This is a genomic window from Nocardioides sp. cx-173, from assembly GCF_021117365.1.
In the GTDB taxonomy this organism is placed as follows: Bacteria; Actinomycetota; Actinomycetes; order Propionibacteriales; family Nocardioidaceae; genus Nocardioides.
The window spans coordinates 2,159,020-2,176,845 of record NZ_CP088262.1 but is presented as its reverse complement, the minus strand read 5'-3'; the positions used below and the strand labels follow the sequence as shown (position 1 = coordinate 2,176,845).

Genomic DNA, 17,826 nt, shown 5'->3' with positions numbered 1-17,826 from the left:
CGGTCAGCCGGACCGAGCGCCGCCCGGGATCGGGGCCAGCGGGTCGTAGGGGGTGCGGGTGAAGACGAACGTCGCGCACTCGAGGTGGGAGACGGACCCGTCGGGGCGGCGCACCACCTGCATGGTCTCGCCTCGGTGGTAGCCCGCGACGCCGACGATCCGGTCGTCGCGGACCTCGAAGACGTCGGTCAGCTCGCCGGCGGCCAGGCTGCGCAGGTGCAGGGTGTCGTTGTGCCAGCGCAGCTCCTGGGCGCTGTTGCCCCAGAACCACAGGCCGAGCAGCTCGGCCACCGCCTCGGGTACGTCGGTCGACGGCACCCAGGGCGTCACGTCGGGCAGCGGATCCTCGCCGAGCAGCAGGTGCGGGAGGCGGCGCGCGTCGAGCCCGGTCGTCGAGGACGACAGCGCCACGACCCCGTCTCCGGTGGCCGGGTCGACGAACAGGCAGGCCTGGAAGCCGGGCATGGAGCCGGGGTGTCCGACCCAGCGACGCCCGTCCTGGTCGGCCAGCCACAGCCCCAGGCCGTAGGTCTGGCTGGTGGGCTCGGTCATCTCGCGCAGCGTGGCGGGGGCCAGCACGTCGGGGTTGCCGGCGGCGAGGAAGGCGCCGAGCCGGGCCAGATCGGCCACCGTGCTCCAGAGCTGGCCGGCCGCCGCCATGGCGACCGTGTCGTGATGCGGCTCGGGCGTCAGCGTGCCGGCGAAGTGGTCCACGCTCCACCCCTGCGCGGCGGGCGCCTCGTCGGCGTACGTCGTGTCGGCCATGCCCAGGGGCGCCAGGACCCGCTGCGACACCACCTCCCACCAGGGCACGCCACGCAGCCGGGCGACCGCCTCGCCGAGCAGGCCGTAGCCGAGGTTGGAGTAGTGGAACTCGCCGGGTGGCAGCACCGCGCCGGAGCCGTCGTTGGCCGCGACCAGGGTCGCGAAGTCCACGCCGGGTGAGCGCTCCCACCACGAGCCCACCGGCTCGCTCTGCATGCCCGACGTGTGCGACAGGAGCTCGCGCACCGTCGCGGCGGCGTACCCGGTCTCGGGGATCACGGCCCCGATGGGGTCGTCGAGGGACAGCAGCCCTTCGTCACGCAGCTGGAGGACGGCCACCGCGGTGAGGGTCTTGGTGATCGACCCGATCCGGTAGCGATCGGCGAGCGACCCGCCGACCGTGCCGGTCCAGGCGAGCTCGCCCTCCCGGAGCACCCCGGCCACGACCGAGGGCAGGCGGCCGGCCGCCTGCACGGCGACCAGCCGGGCCTGCCGGTCGGCACTCACTCGGCGAAGGCCTCCAGCGGCGGGCAGGAGCACTGCAGGTTGCGGTCGCCGTAGGCCTGGTCGATGCGGGCGACCGGCGGCCAGTACTTGTCGGGGTCGACGCCGGTCGGGAAGACCGCCAGCTCCCGGGAGTACGGGCGCTCCCAGTCGCCGACGAGGGCGCGCGAGGTGTGCGGCGCTCCGCGCAGCGGCGACTCCTCCGGGGACCACTCCCCCGCCCCCACGCGGTCGATCTCGCCCTTGATCGCGATCATCGCCTCGCAGAACCGGTCGATCTCGGCGAGGTCCTCGGACTCGGTGGGCTCGACCATCAGCGTGCCGGCGACGGGGAACGACATCGTCGGGGCGTGGAAGCCGTAGTCGACCAGGCGCTTGGCGACGTCGTCGACGCTGACCCCGGTCTCCTTGGTCAGGCCGCGCACGTCGAGGATGCACTCGTGGGCGACCAGCCCGCCGTGGCCGCGGTAGAGCACCGGGAAGTGCTCCCCCAGCCGCGCCGCGACGTAGTTGGCCGACAGCACCGCGCTGGCGGTGGCCCGGGTGAGCCCGGCGCCGCCCATGAGCCGGATGTAGGCCCACGAGATCGGCAGGATGCCCGCCGAGCCGTACGGCGCCGCGCTGATCGGGCCGATGCCGCTGCGCTTGTCCTCCTCGGGGTGCATCGCGTGGGAGGGCAGGTACGGCGCGAGGTGCGCGCGCACCGCGACCGGGCCGACGCCCGGGCCGCCGCCGCCGTGCGGGATGCAGAAGGTCTTGTGCAGGTTGAGGTGGGAGACGTCGCCGCCGAACTCGCCGGGCTTGGCGTAGCCCAGGAGCGCGTTGAGGTTGGCGCCGTCGACGTAGACCTGCCCGCCGTGGGCGTGCACGATCTCGCAGAGCTCGGTGATCGTGTCCTCGTAGGCGCCGTGGGTCGAGGGGTAGGTGACCATGATCGCGGCGAGGTCGGCGGCGTGCCGCTCGCACTGTGCGCGCAGGTCGTCGAGGTCGACGGTGCCGTCGTCCGCGGCCTTGACCACGACGACCCGCATGCCGGCCATCACCGCGGAGGCGGCGTTGGTGCCGTGGGCCGACGACGGGATCAGGCAGACGTCGCGGGCCGCCTCCCCGTGGGCCCGGTGGTAGCCGCGGATGGCGAGCAGCCCGGCGAGCTCGCCCTGCGAGCCGGCGTTGGGCTGGATCGAGACCCGGTCGTAGCCGGTGACCTCGGCCAGGTAGCCCTCCAGCTGCTCGACCAGCTTGCGGTAGCCGAGCGCGTCCTCGGCCGGCACGAAGGGGTGCAGGTCGGCGAAGCCGGGCAGCGAGATCGGCTCCATCTCCGCGGTGGCGTTGAGCTTCATCGTGCAGGAGCCGAGCGGGATCATCCCGCGGTCCAGCGCGTAGTCGCGCGCCGAGAGCCGGCGCAGGTAGCGCAGCATCTGGGTCTCACTGTGGTGGCTCGAGAACACCTCGTGCGTGAGGTAGGGCGTCGTACGCCGCAGGGCCTCGGGCAGCGCGTCGCCGGTGGCCTGGTCGACCGCGTCGATGTCGACGGCGAGCCCGAAGGCCCGCAGCAGGCCGCCGATCGTGGAGCCCGTGGTGCACTCGGAGGTGGAGATGCCGACCGTGTCGTCGTCGACCAGGCGGACATAGATGCCCAGCGCGCGGGCGGCGGCCTGGACCTCGGCGGCGCGCCCCGGCACCACGACGGTCACGGTGTCGAAGAACTCCTGGTGGGCCACGGTGAGGCCGCCCTGACGCAGCGCCGCGGCCAGCACCGCGGCGTAGCGGTGGGTGCGGGTCGCTATCGCGCGCAGGCCGTCGGGGCCGTGGTAGACGGCGTACATCGAGGCGACGACGGCCAGCAGCACCTGGGCGGTGCAGATGTTGGAGGTCGCCTTGTCCCTCCGGATGTGCTGCTCGCGGGTCTGCAGGGCGAGGCGGTAGGCGGGTCGGCCCTCGGCGTCGACCGACACCCCGACCAGGCGGCCGGGCAGGTGCCGCTCCAGGCCCTGGCCGACGGCCATGAAGCCGGCGTGCGGACCGCCGTAGAAGAGCGGGACGCCGAAGCGCTGGGAGGAGCCGACGACCACGTCGGCGCCCATCGCGCCCGGCGCCTCGAGCAGCGTGAGCGCGAGGAGGTCGGCGGCCACGACGGCCAGCGCGCCGCGCTCGTGCGCGGCCTCGATCAGGGGCCGGGGGTCGAGGATCCGCCCGGAGGCGCCGGGGTACTGGACCAGGACGCCGCTGAGCTCCCCCTCGGGGAGCCCTGCGGAGAGGTCGGCGACGAGGACCTCGATGCCCATGCCCTCGGCCCGGGTGCGGACCACCTCGATGGTCTGGGGCAGGGCGTCGGCGTCGACCACGAAGGGGCCGGCCGCCTTGCGGTTGCCCCGTCGTACCAGCGTCATCGCCTCGGCCGCGGCGGTGCCCTCGTCGAGCAGGCTGGCGTTGGCCGTCGGCAGGCCGGTGAGGTCGCCCACGACGGTCTGGAAGTTGAGCAGCGCCTCGAGCCGGCCCTGCGAGATCTCCGGCTGGTACGGCGTGTAGGCGGTGTACCAGCTCGGGTCCTCGAGCACGTTGCGCCGGACCACGGGCGGGGTGATCGTGGCGTGGTAGCCCAAGCCGATCATCGCCTCGCCGGGCCGGTTGGCGGCGGCGATCTTGCGCAGCTCCTTGCTCACCGCCTCCTCGCTCAGCGCCGCAGGGAGGTCCAGCTCGGCGGCCGCGCGGATCCCGCCCGGCACCGCCGCCTCCATCAGCTCCTCGAGCGAGGCGAACCCCAGGCGGTCGAGCATCGCCCGCTCGTCGGCGGGGCGTAGGCCGATGTGCCGCTCCACGAACGGCAGCGCGCCGTCGAGGTCGGTGAGGCTGGGGTGGTCGGACACGGGGGTCTCCTCAGGCAGCGGGGTCGAGGTCGTGGGGCACCTGCGCCCTCCCCCTCTGTCGGGACGGCGTCGCCCCTTCAGAGTTGCCTGCTCCGCACGGTCCTGGCGCCTGAGAGGTTCCGGGGAGGAATTGCCCCTTCGGCGCTCCGTTCCCGACGGCCGTCGTACGAAAGTGCTGATGGTGCCTGGGTGACGCGGAGGTGCCTGGCCGGCGAGCGAAGACTCTCCCGTGCGGGATCAGTCAGCCTGGCCAGCCTAGCAACCCGGCCCTCCCCACCTGGACTCCTCGTCTCGTGTCGTGGGGCCCCGGGGTGGGGGTCCGGCCCGTGGTTTGGTCACAATCCGCAGGTTCTCCTCGCCGATTCCTGCGGTTTGTGACCAAACCGCGGGCCGACCGGCCGGGAGCGCGAGCCGAAATGACGACGGACCCGCCACCTCGAGGGTGGCGAGTCCGCCGGAGCTGGAGAAGGCGGTCAGCCGGTCTGGCGGGCGGCGCGGCGGGCGGCGAGCTCGTCGTTGGCCGACGGGGTGGCGGCGGTGTCGTCGGCGGCGCGCTCGCTGGGGAGCTCGGCGAGGGTGCCCTCGATCTCGCGCCAGACCCCGCCGATGGCGATGCCGAAGACGCCCTGGCCGCCCTGGAGCAGGTCGATGACCTCGTCGTTGCTGGTGCACTCGTAGACCGAGGCGCCGTCGCTCATGAGCGTGACGCGGGTCAGGTCGTCGGTACCGCGCTCGCGCAGGTGCGAGACCGCGGTGCGGATCTGCTGCAGCGAGATGCCGGCGTCGAGCAGGCGCTTGATGACCTTGAGGATCAAGATGTCGCGGAAGGAGTAGAGCCGCTGCGAGCCGGAGCCGGTGGCGCCGCGCACGGTGGGCTCGATCAGGCCAGTGCGGGCCCAGTAGTCGAGCTGGCGGTAGGTGATGCCGGCGGCGTTGCACGCGGTCGGACCTCGATAGCCCAGGTCGCTGGGCAGCGGCGAGACGTCGTCGGTGAAGAGGAGGCCTTGCTCCTCGGCGGCCTCGACGGCCTCGACTGCGTCCGCGCTCGTGCCGGCTTCAGGCTGGTGCTCGTTCACACGGTCCTCCGTGGGTCTACTCCGTTGAACGTAGCTCCGGGGAAGGACGGGCCGACCCGGGAGGGCACAACCACAACGGTGGAGTTACAACAGAGACATCCCAAGGTAAGCCCGAACGCCGGGCCGGTCAAAGACAACCGCGGCGTGTCGCAACCCTCAACCTCTACTTGAGGGTCACTGTTCGGGCGTGGACTCGAAGTCCTCGGGCGTGACGTGGTCCAGGAACTCCCGGAACTTCTCCACCTCGTCCTCCTGCTCGGCCGGGACGGCGAGGCCGGCCTCGTCGAGCACCTCCTCGGCGCAGACGATCTTGGTGCCGGTGCGCAGGGCGAGGGCGATCGAGTCGGAGGGACGGGCGCTGACCTCGGTGCCGGTGGCGAAGACGAGGGTGGCGAAGAAGATGCCGTCCTTGACGTCGGTGATGCGGACCTCGGTGAGCTCGGTGCCGATGGCCTCGAGCACGTTCTTCATCAGGTCGTGCGTCAGCGGTCGTGGGGGTACGACGCCCTGCTGGGCGAACGCGATCGCCGTGGCCTCGACGGCCCCGATCCAGATCGGCAGGTACCGCTCCCCCGAGACCTCCCGCAGCAGGACGATCGGCTGGTTGGAGGGCATCTCCACCCGGACTCCCATGACATCGACTTCCCGCATACGACCACCCTACTCCCGCCCCGGAGAGGCCGGAACGCCCAGCACCGGCAGGGGTACGGCGCTCAGCTCGAGCGCAGCCCGGCCTTGACCAGCGTCGCGTGCAGCCGCACGGAGAGGGCCGCGATCTCGGAGACGGCGTCGTCGGCCCGCGCGCGCGCGGCGGCGTCGCGGCCGTTCTTGAGGGGAGCCACGACCTGCTCGACGAGCCCGATCTCGCGGTCGGCGGAGGTCTTGAACGCGCGCAGGTGCCGAGGCTCGAAGCCGAACTCGGCCAGCTCGCGCGCGGTCTGGGCGATGACCAGCGCGTCGGTGTCGAAGTGGCCCGTGCCGGTGCGCGGGCTCACCAGCCCGAACTGCTCCAGCTGCACCAGCAGCTCGTCGGTGATGCCCGCGATCTTGACGAGCTCACGGCGCGAGAGGCGCAGCGAGTCCCGGCGGGCGAACGACTCGGCGCTGGGCAGGCCGTCGGCCGCGAGCGCGACCGTCGGCACCGTCGGGACGACCGCCTCGATCGGCGGCGGCTCCAGCCCGCGGTCGATGGCGTCGAGGTGCTCGCCGATGACCTTCAGCGGCAGGTAGTGGTCACGCTGCATGCGCAGCACGTAGCGCAGCCGCTCGACGTCGGCGGCGGAGAACTTCCGGTAGCCCGAGGGGGTGCGCTCGGGCTTGATCAGCCCCTTGTCCTCCAGGAAGCGGATCTTGGGGATGGTGATGCCGGGATAGTCGGCGCGGAGCTGGTCGAGCACCTGCCCGATGTTCATGCGCGCGCGCGAGCCACCGGCCGCGCTGCTCGGCGCCGAGGAGGCCGACACGCTCAGGCGTCCTCGTGCCCGGAGAAGAAGACCAGCCGGTACTTGCCGATCTGCACCTCGTCGCCGTCCTTGAGCTGGACCTTCTCGATCCGGTCGCGGTTGACGTAGGTGCCGTTGAGGCTGCCCACGTCGCTGACCGTGAAGCCCTCGGAGGTCCGGTCGAAGACGGCGTGCTGGCGCGAGACCGTGACGTCGTCCAGGAAGATCTCGCTGTCCGGGTGCCTGCCGGCGTGGGTGACGTCCGCGTCCAGGAGGAAGCGGCTGCCCGAGCCCGGGCCCTTCTGCACGACGAGCAGCGCGTGGCCGGTCGGCAGCGCGTCGACCGCGGCGGCGTCGACGGGGTTCAGCTGGCGGTCGGAGGTCTCGGCCCGCTCGCCTGCGGTGCCGATCTGGATGGTGGCGGTGGAGTCCCCCACCGACTCGCCGGGCCCCGGGAAGGAGTCGGTGGACACGCCACTGCTGTCCACGCTCACCAGCCTGGTGCCGCACTGCGCGCAGAAGCGGGCGTCGTCCGGGTTCTGCCTGCCACACGCGGTGCAGAACGGCATCGAATCATCCTCCGGTCGGCGTCGTACCCACTTAACCCTCAAGGCAGGGTTGAGGTTGACGGTTGGGCAACGAACCTATCAGTCGGCGGGCACGGATCAAGTCGATCCGTGCCGGTCCACGGATCAGCCGTCGAGGGTCGAGACGTACGCGTCGACCTCGAGCAGGTCGTCGAGCTGCGCGGGGTCCGAGGGGACCACCTCGAACAGCCAGCCGCCGGCGTACGGGTCGCTGTTGACCAGCTCGGGGGTCGCGTCGAGCGACTCGTTGCGCGCGACGACCTCGCCCGTCACGGGGGCGTAGATGTCGCTGACCGACTTGGTCGACTCCAGCTCACCGCAGGTCGTCCCGGCCTCGAGGGTGTCGCCGACGTCGGGCAGCGAGACGTAGACGATGTCGCCCAGGGCGTCCTGCGCGAAGTCGGTGATGCCGATCCGCACCGACCCCTCGTGCTCGCCCGGAGACCGGACCCACTCGTGCTCGACGGTGTACTTCAGGTCATCGGGGTACAAAGCGGGATCTCCTCCGGTCGAGGCCCGAGCCCTCGGGCGCGGAAACAGCCTGGGTGGTCGTGCTGCAGGTTACTGCCCGTTGCCGGGTTCGGCGTACTCCGGTTGCACCGGCTCCACCACCGACTCGATGTCCAGCGAGGTCAGCTTCTCGACCTCCGGCTCGGCACCGTCGGCCTTCAGCTTGGCGCGGGGCCCGAGCGGGAACGTGATCGCGCCGGCGAGCACGTCGGGATCGCCGATGACGTCGACGACGTAGGGCGACTCCACGGTGACGCCGTCGATGGCGATGCCGCCGGACACGTCGGTGAAGGACGACTGCGCGATGAGCCGCACCTCGCCGTTGACCTGCATCGCCTCGGCACCGACGGTGCGCAGCTCCTGGATCGTGTCGATCAGCGAGGCCACCTGCACCTGCCCGTCGACCTCGGTGATGGTGATCCGGATGCCGGGACCGGTGACCGGGACCCGCCCGGCGAGGATGGAGAGCGTGTCCACCTCGGACTCCGCCTGCTCCAGGGCGGCCTGTCGGCGGCTGGTCACCGACTGCAGGTCCTCGCGCGTCGCCTCCAGCCGGGCGATCTGGGCCTCTCCGCGCTGGGTCGTGCCGGCGAGGCTGTTGAGCAGGTCGATCAGCTCCTGCTGACGCAGCGCGGAGTAGGAGTCGTCCACTCCCCTGCTCTGCACCTGCGTGACCGCGCCGAAGCCCACCAGGCCGAGCAGCACCGCGACCACGACCTGGCGGCGCGACGCGGTGGTCAGCGCCTGCCACAGCCGCTGACGCCCCGGCGAGGTGTCCGGCTCAGGCATGGAAGAGGTGCCTTCGGATGGCCGCGACGTTCGAGAAGATCCGGATGCCGAGGACCACGATCACGCCGGTCGAGAGCTGGCCCCCGACGCCCAACTGGTCGCCGACGTAGACGATGCCCGCGGCGATCACCACGTTGCTGACGAACGAGACGACGAACACCTTGTCGTCGAAGATGCCGTCGAGGTAGGCGCGCAGCCCACCGAAGACCGCATCGAGCGCCGCCACCACCGCGATCGGCAGGTACTGCTCGAAGCCCAGCGGCACGTCGATCTTGAGGTAGATGCCGAGGAGGATGCCCACGGCCAGGCCCAGCACGGCGATCACGAGGGCGACTCCTTCGGCTGGGGGCGGTCCTGGCCCGTGTCCTCGGCCGCCGAGCGGAGCAGCAGGAAGGAGCGGGGACCGGAGGGCAGGGACATGTCCTCCTCATTCTGCAGGTCGTAGGTGAACCCGAAGCGTCGCGACAGGCTGTCGAACGCGATCCCGCTGCTGGTGTCGAGCAGTGTGGCCTGCAGGCTGCCTCGGTCACCGATCGCCAGGACGGTGTAGGGCGAGGCGATGCCCACCCCGTTGACCTCGATCGGCACACCCGAGGTGCGGATGGCGCTGAGCGCGGTCAGCCGCTGTCCGTTGATCGCGATGGCCTCGGCGCCGGCCGCCCAGAGTCCGTCGGCCAGGAGGGCGAGGTCCTCGTCGCGCACCGTGCCGTCGAGGTCGCCGGTCTCGGCGTCCTTGACGGTGACCCGGATGCCCTCCCCCTGGGTGGGGGTGAAGCCGGTGCGGACGCCGAGGCGGCGCAGCCGTGGCGTGAGTGCCTGCTCGCGCTCGCCCAGCCGGCGCAGCGCGTCCTCGGTGTCGGCGTTCTCCTCGCGCAGGTCGGCGATGCGCACCTGCATGCGCGAGACCCGCTCGTTCTGGTCCTCGATCCGCGCGACCAGGCTGGCGCGACCCTCGTCGCGTACGCCGGCGTTGCGCTGGGTCTGCACCGCCGCGGTCGCGGCCATGATCCCGAACACGGCCACGGCGACGGCGGCCACGCGGCGCGGCCCGGGCGCTCGGGCGGCTCCAGTCGCCGCGGGGGACCCGCCCCCGCCCTCGGCGGTGCGGCCCCCCTCGGTCCGGCCCTCCTCGGCCCGGGCGGCGCGCCGCTCGGCCGCGAGCAGGTAGTCCTCGTCCAGTGCCTGGCGCTGGATCAGGTCCAGCAGTGGGAGGGTCACGCGAGGGGGCAGCTCGGGGGGCGGCTCGGGGCGCTCAGACATCCTGGACCGCCTCACGACGCTCGGTCGTGAGCAGCAGCTTCCTCACCTGCCACGCGTAGAGGACGCCGGCCCACCAGTAGAGGCCGATGCCCCACAGGGCGAACGCCCACCCGCACACCCGGGCCAGCACCGCGACGGTCCCCTCACCGTCCCCGAGCAGGAGCAGCGGGAACGCGTAGAGGAGGTTGAAGGTGGCCGCCTTGCCCAGGAAGTGCACCGGCAAGGCGCTGTAGCCGCGGGTCCGCAGCAGCGGCACCAGCCCCCACATGAGCAGGTCGCGCAGCGGCAGCGAGATCGCCATCCACCACGGGATCACGTCGCGCAGCGCGAGTCCCACGACGACGGCGAGGATGTAGAGGCGGTCAGCCACCGGGTCGAGGATCTGGCCGACCAGCGACTGCTGGTTGAGCCGTCGCGCCAGCCAGCCGTCGAGGAAGTCGGTGAGGCCGGAGACCATGAGCAGCGCCAGGGCCCAGCCGTCCTCCTCCGGGCCGAGGACCAGCCACAGGAAGACCGGCACCCCCGCCAGCCGCAGGGCGCTGAGCAGGTTGGGAACCGTCCAGACGCGGCCTTCGCGCGCCGAGTCGTCCGCCACTGGTGCCTGCATTCCTGTCGAGGTGCTTGGGTAAGCCTGGTGGCCGACACTTTAGCCGCCGGACCTCTCCTGCCCGGCGAGGGCGGGGGGCCGGACGTGACCTGTGTCTAGCCGGCCGCCTCCTGAGGCGCGTCGTGGTGCGCCGCGTCCCGGATCTCACCGACCAGCTCCTCGATCACGTCCTCGAGCGTGGCCAGGCCCAAGGTCGTGCCCTCGGCGTCGACCACCCGCGCCATGTGCGCGCCACGACGCTGCAGCGTCTCGAGCGCGTCCTGGAGCTGGTCGTCGGGCGTGACCGGAGCGAACGGCCGGATCCACTTGTCCTCGATCGGCAGCTCGCGCCGTGCCTCGTCTGGCTCCAGCACGTCCTTGATGTGCAGGTAGCCGATCAGCTCACCGGCCTCGCTCGCCACCGGGAACCGGCTGAAGCCGGTGCTGGCGCACAGCGCCTCCACGTCGGCCGGGGAGGACCCGCGCAGCACGGTGGTCAGGGTGTCGGGAGCCAGGACGACGGTGGCGACCGTCTTCTCGGTGAAGCCGAGCGCGCCGGACAGCCGGTCGTACTCCCCCTCCGCGAGCAGCCCCTCCCCGCGCGACTCCTCCACGAGGGCGGCCACCTCCTCCCGCGTGAACGTCGAGGTCACCTCGTCGCGCGGCTCCACGTGGATCAGCCGCAGCGTCGTGTTGGCGATCCAGTTGAGGCCCGCGATGAGCGGGCGCAGGACCGTGACGATGCCGACCAGCGGCGGACCGAGCACCAGCGCCGCGCGGTCGGGACCGGCCAGCGCGATGTTCTTCGGGACCATCTCGCCGAGGACGACGTGCAGGAACACCACGATCAGGAGCGCCAGGACGAACGCGACCGGGTGCAGCAGGTCGTGCGGGACGCCGAGGGCCTCGAACACCGGCTCCAGCAGGTGCGCCACCGCCGGCTCGCCGATGGCACCGAGGCCGAGCGAGCAGATCGTGATGCCGAGCTGGGCGCCGGCCATCATCAGCGAGACGTTCTCCATGGCGCGCAGGGTCGTGCGGGCCATGCGGGACCCCGCGTGGGCGCGCGGCTCGACCTGCGTGCGGCGAGCGGAGATGATGGCGAACTCGGCGCCGACGAAGAACGCGTTGGCGGCGAGCAGCAGGACGGCGACCAGCAGGGCCGTGGTGTCGCTCATGACTCGTCCTCGCCCTCGAGCACGCGCAGCCCGACCCGGTCGATCCGCAGGCCGTCCATGTGCTCCACGGTCAGCACCGCGAGCTGCTCGCGCGGCTCGTCGGGGTCGCTCAGGTCCGGGACGGGCACCTCGGCGATGTCGCCGTTCTCCGGCACGCGGCCCACGACCTTGAGCACCAGGCCGGCGATCGTGTCGTAGTCCTCGTCCGGGGGCAGCGCGATGCCGGTGAGGTCCTCCACCTCGTCGGGGCGCAGCAGCCCCGAGAGCGACCAGCTGCCGTCGCGGCGCTGCCGGGCACGAGCGCCCAGGCGGTCGTGCTCGTCGGCGATGTCGCCCACGATCTCCTCGACCACGTCCTCCAGGGTCACGATGCCGGCGTGGCCGCCGTACTCGTCGAGGACCACGGCCATCTGGAAGCCGTCCTCTCGCAGCAGCGCCAGCAGTGGGTCCAGGCGCAGCGAGTCGGGCACGACGATGGGCTTGGCCATCAGGTGCTTGACCTTGGTGGTGGCCCGCTCGTGCAGCGGCAGGGCGACGGCGTTCTTGACGTGGACGGTGCCGACGACCGCGTCGTCGGCGTCGAGCACGGGGAACCGGCTGTGCCCGGTCTGGCGGGTCAGCTCGATCACCGCGCTCGCCCGGTCGTTGGCCTCCAGGCTGCGGGTGCGCACGCGAGGGGTCATGATCTCGCCGGCGGTGCGGGTCCCGAACTCCACCGAGCGCTCCATCAGCTCGGCGGTGTCGGCGTCGAGGGTCCCGATGTCGGCGGAGCGTTGGATCAGCGAGGCCAGCTCGGTGGAGCTGCGCGCCGAGCGCAGCTCCTCCTGCGGCTCCATGCCCAGGCGGCGCACGACGGCGTTGGCCGAGCCGTTGAGGAGCCGGATCGGGTAGTGGTTGACCGCCGTCCACCAGCGCATCGGCCGCTGGGTGGCCCGGGCGGTGGCCAGGGGCATCGCGATGGCCAGGTTCTTGGGCACCAGCTCGCCGAAGATCATGGTCAGCACGGTGCCGGTCACCAGGCCGATGCCGATCGCGAGCGGGCTCACCGCGCCGTCGGGGACGCCGACGTCGTGCAGCGGGCCGTCGATGAGGTCGGCGATGGCCGGCTCGGCGAGGAAGCCGACGCCGAGGTTGGTCACGGTGATGCCCACCTGAGCGCCCGAGAGCTGGGTGGAGAGCGACCGCAACCCGCTGAGCAGGCCTTGGGCGCTGGCGTCGCCCTCGGCGGCCAGCCGCTCGACCTGGCCGCGGTCGACGGTGACGAAGGCGAACTCGGCGGCGACGAAGACGCCGCACATCACGATCAGCAGCAGGGCGATCGCGAGCAGGAGCAGGGGGGTCACGGGCGCTCTCCGTGGGCGGAGAGCGAGCTACTTTGAGAGCCGTCCATGGCGGGAGCTCAGGGTCCTTAAGGGTCGAGGGCCGGGGAGCGCACAATATTAGACGCAGGACGGGCCCGCGTGCGCTTCGGCGGTGCGGCCCGGCCGGCTTCGCCGTGTCGGCGCGCCGTGGGCGCCACTCTGCCTATCCTGGGCCGGTCCCCGCACTCGGTCCCGGGGCAGCCAGGAGACTCGATGAGCTCGTCGCCCGCCCCGACCCGCCGCAGCCTGCTCGGCGGTGCCGGCGCGCTGGGCGTCGCGGGAGCGGTCGGCGGCGCCGTGGCCGCTCCGGCGTACGCCGGGCCCTGGACCCCCGCGCGCTTCCCGGGGGCCAAGCTCCTCACCGCACCCGACCGGCACCTGGTCGGCCGCTTCTCCTACGGGCTGACCCCGGCGCTCGCGGCGCAGGTGCGCCGCCGGGGCGGTGCGCGCCGGTGGTTCGAGTGGCAGCTGGCGCCCGAGCGGATCCCGGACCCGACCGCCGCCTCGCTGCGCACGTGGTGGTCGGGCCTCGACCGCGGCGCGCAGGAGCTGTGGTCGCGCCAGACGAGCGAGATCGAGTACGGCTGGGCGGTCATGGAGGACTACCAGCGCTACCTGCTGCTGCGCCGGACCCGTGGCCAGCACCAAGTGCTGGAGGTGATGACGGAGTTCTGGGAGAACCACCTCCATGTGCCGGTCAACGGCGACGCGCAGTTCACCCACCGGGTGCCGTACGGCGACCTGGTGCGTCGCCACGCGCTGGGCACCTACGAGGACCTGCTGCGCGAGGCGATCACCCACCCTGCGATGCTGGTGTACCTCAACCAGGCCGTGTCGACGAAGCGGCGGCCCAACGAGAACCTCGCCCGCGAGCTCCTCGAGCTCCACACCGTCGGTCGCGGCAGGTTCACCGAGGACGACGTGAAGTCCTCGGCGCGCATCCTCACGGGCTGGAGTGTCGACCTGTGGCGCACCTGGCGGGCGTCGTACCAGCCCGAGCGGCACTGGACGGGCCCCGTCCGGGTCATGGGGTTCCACGATCCCAACGCCGCCGCGGACGGTCGCGAGCTCACCCACCGCTACCTGCGCCATCTCGCGCGCCACCCCGCGACCGCCCAGCGGATCGCGCGCAAGCTGGCCTGCAAGTTCGTGCGCGACGACCCGCCCCAGTCGCTGGTGGACCACCTGGCCGCGGTCTACCTCGCCCACGACACCGCCATCAAGCCGGTCCTGCGCGCGCTGGTCGCGCACCGGGGGTTCCGGGCGTCGGCCGGGCTCAAGGTGAAGGACCCCGGTGAGGACGCCGTCTCCACCTACCGCGCCCTGCGGGTCCGGATCGCCCGGCCGCCTGAGGGCGAGCGCGGGGAGCAGTACGCCGCCAACGCGATCCTGTGGCAGACCGCAGCCCTCGGGACGACGCCGTTCGAGTGGCCCCGCGCCGACGGCCAGCCCGTCGACAGCGCCTCGTGGTCCTCGCCCTCGCGGATGATCGCCTCGCTCGAGCTGCACTACACGCTCAGCGGCGGATGGTGGCCCACGGCCGGCACCGGCTACCGGCGGCCCGGCCAGTGGCTCCCCCGGCGGCGGATCCGCTTCGACATGCTCGTCGACCACCTGTGCCAGCAGCTGCTCGGCCGCCGCTCCACCGCCACCCTGCTCAAGGCCTGCAGCGAGGCCGTGGGGGTCGGGCGCCGAGAGGTCATCACCCGCGAGCACGACCTGGTGCGGTGGAGCATGCCGCGACTGCTGACGACCCTGCTCGACTCGCCGTACCACCTCAGGAAGTGACGAGGCCATGACCGACCCGAGCGAGACCGCCTGCTGCGAGGAGTTCCGTGCGGTCTCGCGCCGTGGGCTCCTCTCCTGCGCGATCGCCCTCGCGGGCGCCTCGACCGCCATCGGCTCCGCGGTCGTGACCGCCGCCCCGGCCGCCGCGGCCACCGCCTCCTCGGTGCTCGTGGTGCTGTCGCTGCGCGGCGCCGCCGACGGCCTCTCCCTCGTCGTCCCCCACGGCGACCCGGTCTACTACCAGGCCCGTCCTCGCCTGGCGATCCCCCAGGCGCAGCTGCTCGTCGCCGACGAGATGTTCGGGCTGCACCCCGGGCTGGCCCCGCTCGTGCCGCTGTGGACCTCCGGCCGGCTCGCGGCCGTCCAGGCCACCGGGCTCCCCGCGCCCAACCGCTCGCACTTCGCTGCCATGGAGGAGGTGGAGGACGCCGACCCCGGCTCAACGAAGCGCGTCGGCTGGCTCAACCGGCTGATCGGCACCCGTCCGGGCTCCTCGCCCCTGCAGGGGTTCAGCATCGGCACCGGGGTGGTGCCGGCCTCGCTGTTCGGCGGTGAGCCGGTGATGTCGAGCGACTCGGTCAAGGACATGGCGATCCCCGGCGACGACGAATGGGTCGTCCGCGACGGGCGCAAGCGCTCCCTGCACACCATGTGGGACGCCGACCGCAGCCCACTGGGCACCGCGATGCGCTCGACGTTCTCGGCGCTGGGCGCCTTCCAGCCCGTCGTGCGCGCCGCGGACAACAGCGCGTCGTACCCCCGCAGCGACCTGGGTCGCGCGCTCGCGTCGGTCGCCCGGATCATCCGCGGCGACGTCGGGGTCGAGGTGCTGACGGTCGACCAGGGCGACTGGGACATGCACAGCGACCTCGGGACGCTGGAATGGGGCCGGATGGTCGACAACACCGACGACCTGGCCCGCTCGGTCGCGGCGTTCCTGGCGGACCTGGGCAGCCAGGCCGCGAAGGTGACGCTCGTGGTGCTCAGCGAGTTCGGGCGCCGGACCGTCGAGAACGACAACTACGGCCTCGACCATGGCTACGGCAACGTGATGTTCGTGGCCGGCGCCGGGGTCAAGGGCGGCAAGGTCTACGGCACCTGGCCCGGTCTCACCCGCGACGACGACGCCGATCTGCGGGTCACCACCGACTACCGCAGCGTGCTGAGCGAGGTCGTCTCCACCCGCTTCGGGTCCTCGACCGCGACCGTCTTCCCGGGATTCACCCCGACCGCGCTCGGCCTGATGACCTCGACCTAGCCGGAGCTAGCCGCTGCGACCCGGCGGCTGGAAGCTCGCCGCGCGGATGCGCTGGAAGTTGCGCCCGCCGCGGCGGAAGGTGTGGGCCACGGCCGCCGGCACCCGGTGCTCCTCCCACGGCTCGGGGTCCCAGTCGCAGGGCCGGACGTGGGGCAGGTCCAGTGTCGCCGCGGCCGGGCTGGCGTCGTAGCTCCACGCACCGGCGAGCCAGCCCCGGTGGAAGGGGCCGGCGGGCCGACGGGTCCAGACCTGCGCGCCGTCCGGGACGGCCGCGAAGCGCTCCAGCCGGCGCGCCACCCGCTCGCCGTACGCCGCGTCGACGGCGATGAGTGCGTCCGCGAGGGTGGCCGGCCGCTGGTCGAGAACGCCGCCGACACCGCAGATCCCGAGCGACAGGGCGTGGTCCACGGCGAGGGCGTGGTCGACGTCGTCGCGTCGTGAGCGCAGCGGAGCGCGGAAGACGCCGGGGTCCTGCATCGTCGAAGCGTAGGTGGCGCCGGACGGGAGCCTGTTGTAGACATGCCCGCATGGTCGCCTCCAACGAAGACATCCGCTCGACGGTGCGGCGCTACGTCGACCTGGTGGCGACGGGCACGCCGTCGGAGATCCTGGCCCTGTACGCCGAGGACGCGACGGTGGAGGACCCGGTCGGGTCGCCGGTGCGGCGCGGGCACGAGGAGATCGGCGCCCTCTACGCCAGCCTCGAGGGACTCGAGCTCACCACCGAGCTGCTGACGCTGCGCGCCTGCGCCGGACAGGCGGCCTTCCACTTCGAGATCGTCACCCGGCTCGGCCAGCAGCGCCACCACCTGGCACCCCTGGAGGTCATGACCTTCGACGACGCTGGCAAGATCCTCAGCATGCGCGCCTTCTGGTCCGACGAGGACGTCGTCGTCGAAGGGTGAGCATCGACGACGTACGACCCCTCACCCACGACGACCTCGACTGGGCGGTCGAGCTCACGCGTGCCCGCCGGGCACGTCTGGCTCCGCACGCCCCTCGGTTCTGGCGGCCCGCCGCCGACGCCGTCGATCGCCATCGCGCCTTCCTCTCCCACCTGATCGACGATGCCGCCACGCTGACCCTGCGCAGCGAGCACGGTTTCCTCGTGGCGCTGCACCCGGGACCTCATCTGGTGGTCGACGACATGGTGGTCGACCCGGTCGCGTGCTGGGCGACGGAGGGGGTGGCCCTGCTGCGCGAGGCGAGTGCCCTGGCGCCCGTGCGCTTCGTCGTGCCGGCCATGGAGAGCGAGCGCCTCGACGCCGCGCTCGACCTGGGCCTGGAGCCGGCCGAGCTGTGGTGGCACCGCGACCTGGAGCCCGGCACCGGGCTCAACGTGGTCTCGGAGGACCCGCGCCTGTCCATCGCGGGCGCCGAGGCCCAGCTGGTGCCCGCTCCCCCGGTCTACGACCCGGGTGGCCCGGTGCTGCTGATCACCGCCGTGGCCGACGCCGACGCACTGCGCAACGCCGAGCAGTCCGCCGCGCGCCGAGGCGCGACCGTCTCGGTGGTGACCCAGAGGCCGACCGACCAGCCGCTCGCCGAGCTGCTGAACGCCGCCGGCTACGCGCTGACGACCTACTTCTTCGTGTCGCCGCCGGGCGGCTAATCCGTCTCGGCGGCGGCCTCGGCCTGGTGGCCGGGCGTGGCCTGCGGGTCGTCGGGCGTCTGGGTCGACTCGTGGCGGGTCTCCTCGGGCGCGTTGGTGCGCTCGTCGGACTCGGCCAGGATCGCCTCGGCCTGCGCGTGCGGGTCGTCGCTGCCGGCGTCCTGCTCCTCCGGGAGCAGCGTGGCGCGCCGGTCGATGCGGGTCTCGTCGGCGGACTCGTCCGCGGAGGGCTCACTCATGCGA

General features: G+C 72.6%; 19 protein-coding genes and 1 riboswitch. Of the genes, 4 read left to right on the top strand and 15 right to left on the bottom strand.

The features are described from left to right. Window positions 1-3 precede the first annotated feature (3 nt). The 13 genes from LQ940_RS10550 to LQ940_RS10490 form a co-directional block, all read right to left on the bottom strand. Window positions 4-1,272 (bottom strand): serine hydrolase domain-containing protein, encoded by a 1,269-nt coding sequence (locus LQ940_RS10550; RefSeq protein ID WP_231244561.1) that lies wholly within the window; start codon window positions 1,270-1,272, stop codon window positions 4-6. After that, window positions 1,269-4,136, bottom strand: coding sequence for an aminomethyl-transferring glycine dehydrogenase (gene gcvP / locus LQ940_RS10545; RefSeq protein WP_231244560.1), 2,868 nt, complete (start codon window positions 4,134-4,136; stop codon window positions 1,269-1,271). Before gcvP ends, LQ940_RS10550 begins: the two co-directional genes overlap by 4 nt. A gap of 87 nt (window positions 4,137-4,223) precedes the next feature. Next, window positions 4,224-4,376, bottom strand: a riboswitch (glycine riboswitch). Between the two features lie 233 nt (window positions 4,377-4,609). Then, the gene (locus LQ940_RS10540) at window positions 4,610-5,212 is read right to left on the bottom strand and encodes a MerR family transcriptional regulator (protein ID WP_231244559.1); all 603 of its coding nucleotides are present in this window, start codon (window positions 5,210-5,212) and stop codon (window positions 4,610-4,612) included. Window positions 5,213-5,386: 174 nt separating this feature from the next. After that, entirely contained in the window at window positions 5,387-5,863 is a 477-nt protein-coding gene (locus LQ940_RS10535; protein ID WP_231244558.1) for a bifunctional nuclease family protein, read from the bottom strand. 62 nt (window positions 5,864-5,925) lie between these two features. Continuing rightward, window positions 5,926-6,675, bottom strand: a complete 750-nt coding sequence (gene ftsR / locus LQ940_RS10530) for a transcriptional regulator FtsR (RefSeq protein ID WP_308217441.1) — start codon at window positions 6,673-6,675, stop codon at window positions 5,926-5,928. Between the two features lie 2 nt (window positions 6,676-6,677). Next, window positions 6,678-7,223, bottom strand: coding sequence for an FHA domain-containing protein (locus LQ940_RS10525; RefSeq protein ID WP_231244557.1), 546 nt, complete (start codon window positions 7,221-7,223; stop codon window positions 6,678-6,680). A 123-nt stretch (window positions 7,224-7,346) separates the two neighbouring features. Then, on the bottom strand, window positions 7,347-7,733 hold the full coding sequence (gene gcvH, locus LQ940_RS10520) for a glycine cleavage system protein GcvH (RefSeq protein WP_231244556.1): 387 nt from the start codon (window positions 7,731-7,733) through the stop codon (window positions 7,347-7,349). A gap of 69 nt (window positions 7,734-7,802) precedes the next feature. After that, window positions 7,803-8,540 (bottom strand): DUF881 domain-containing protein, encoded by a 738-nt coding sequence (locus tag LQ940_RS10515; RefSeq protein ID WP_231244555.1) that lies wholly within the window; start codon window positions 8,538-8,540, stop codon window positions 7,803-7,805. After that, window positions 8,533-8,865, bottom strand: coding sequence for a small basic family protein (locus LQ940_RS10510; protein ID WP_231244554.1), 333 nt, complete (start codon window positions 8,863-8,865; stop codon window positions 8,533-8,535). The genes LQ940_RS10515 and LQ940_RS10510 overlap by 8 nt, the downstream gene beginning before the upstream one ends. Next, window positions 8,862-9,800, bottom strand: coding sequence for a DUF881 domain-containing protein (locus LQ940_RS10505; protein WP_231244553.1), 939 nt, complete (start codon window positions 9,798-9,800; stop codon window positions 8,862-8,864). Before LQ940_RS10505 ends, LQ940_RS10510 begins: the two co-directional genes overlap by 4 nt. Beyond that, a complete protein-coding gene (locus LQ940_RS10500; RefSeq protein WP_374229549.1) occupies window positions 9,793-10,407 on the bottom strand; it encodes a CDP-alcohol phosphatidyltransferase family protein in 615 nt (204 codons plus the stop codon). Before LQ940_RS10500 ends, LQ940_RS10505 begins: the two co-directional genes overlap by 8 nt. 95 nt (window positions 10,408-10,502) lie before the next feature. After that, window positions 10,503-11,564: a hemolysin family protein gene (locus LQ940_RS10495; protein ID WP_231244551.1), complete on the bottom strand. Its 1,062-nt coding sequence runs from the start codon at window positions 11,562-11,564 to the stop codon at window positions 10,503-10,505. Continuing rightward, on the bottom strand, window positions 11,561-12,907 hold the full coding sequence (locus LQ940_RS10490; RefSeq protein WP_231244550.1) for a hemolysin family protein: 1,347 nt from the start codon (window positions 12,905-12,907) through the stop codon (window positions 11,561-11,563). The genes LQ940_RS10495 and LQ940_RS10490 overlap by 4 nt, the downstream gene beginning before the upstream one ends. Before the next feature lie 231 nt (window positions 12,908-13,138). On the opposite strand from LQ940_RS10490, the gene LQ940_RS10485 reads away from it, so the two are divergent. Together LQ940_RS10485 and LQ940_RS10480 are read left to right on the top strand one after the other, a co-directional pair. Then, a complete protein-coding gene (locus LQ940_RS10485) occupies window positions 13,139-14,713 on the top strand; it encodes a DUF1800 domain-containing protein (protein ID WP_231244549.1) in 1,575 nt (524 codons plus the stop codon). A gap of 7 nt (window positions 14,714-14,720) precedes the next feature. Then, the gene (locus tag LQ940_RS10480; RefSeq protein WP_231244548.1) at window positions 14,721-15,971 is read left to right on the top strand and encodes a DUF1501 domain-containing protein; all 1,251 of its coding nucleotides are present in this window, start codon (window positions 14,721-14,723) and stop codon (window positions 15,969-15,971) included. A 6-nt stretch (window positions 15,972-15,977) separates the two neighbouring features. Here LQ940_RS10480 and LQ940_RS10475 read toward each other — a convergent pair whose 3' ends face one another. Further along, window positions 15,978-16,448 (bottom strand): GAF domain-containing protein, encoded by a 471-nt coding sequence (locus tag LQ940_RS10475; protein WP_231244547.1) that lies wholly within the window; start codon window positions 16,446-16,448, stop codon window positions 15,978-15,980. Window positions 16,449-16,498: 50 nt separating this feature from the next. Here LQ940_RS10475 and LQ940_RS10470 point away from each other — a divergent pair, with 50 nt between their 5' ends. After that, the gene (locus tag LQ940_RS10470) at window positions 16,499-16,876 is read left to right on the top strand and encodes a nuclear transport factor 2 family protein (protein ID WP_231244546.1); all 378 of its coding nucleotides are present in this window, start codon (window positions 16,499-16,501) and stop codon (window positions 16,874-16,876) included. After that, on the top strand, window positions 16,873-17,583 hold the full coding sequence (locus tag LQ940_RS10465) for a hypothetical protein (protein ID WP_231244545.1): 711 nt from the start codon (window positions 16,873-16,875) through the stop codon (window positions 17,581-17,583). The genes LQ940_RS10470 and LQ940_RS10465 overlap by 4 nt, the downstream gene beginning before the upstream one ends. Here the strand turns inward: LQ940_RS10465 and LQ940_RS10460 are convergent. Beyond that, window positions 17,580-17,822 (bottom strand): hypothetical protein, encoded by a 243-nt coding sequence (locus LQ940_RS10460; protein ID WP_231244544.1) that lies wholly within the window; start codon window positions 17,820-17,822, stop codon window positions 17,580-17,582. The two genes, LQ940_RS10465 and LQ940_RS10460, sit on opposite strands and share 4 nt — an antisense overlap. Between the last annotated feature and the right edge of the window lie 4 nt (window positions 17,823-17,826).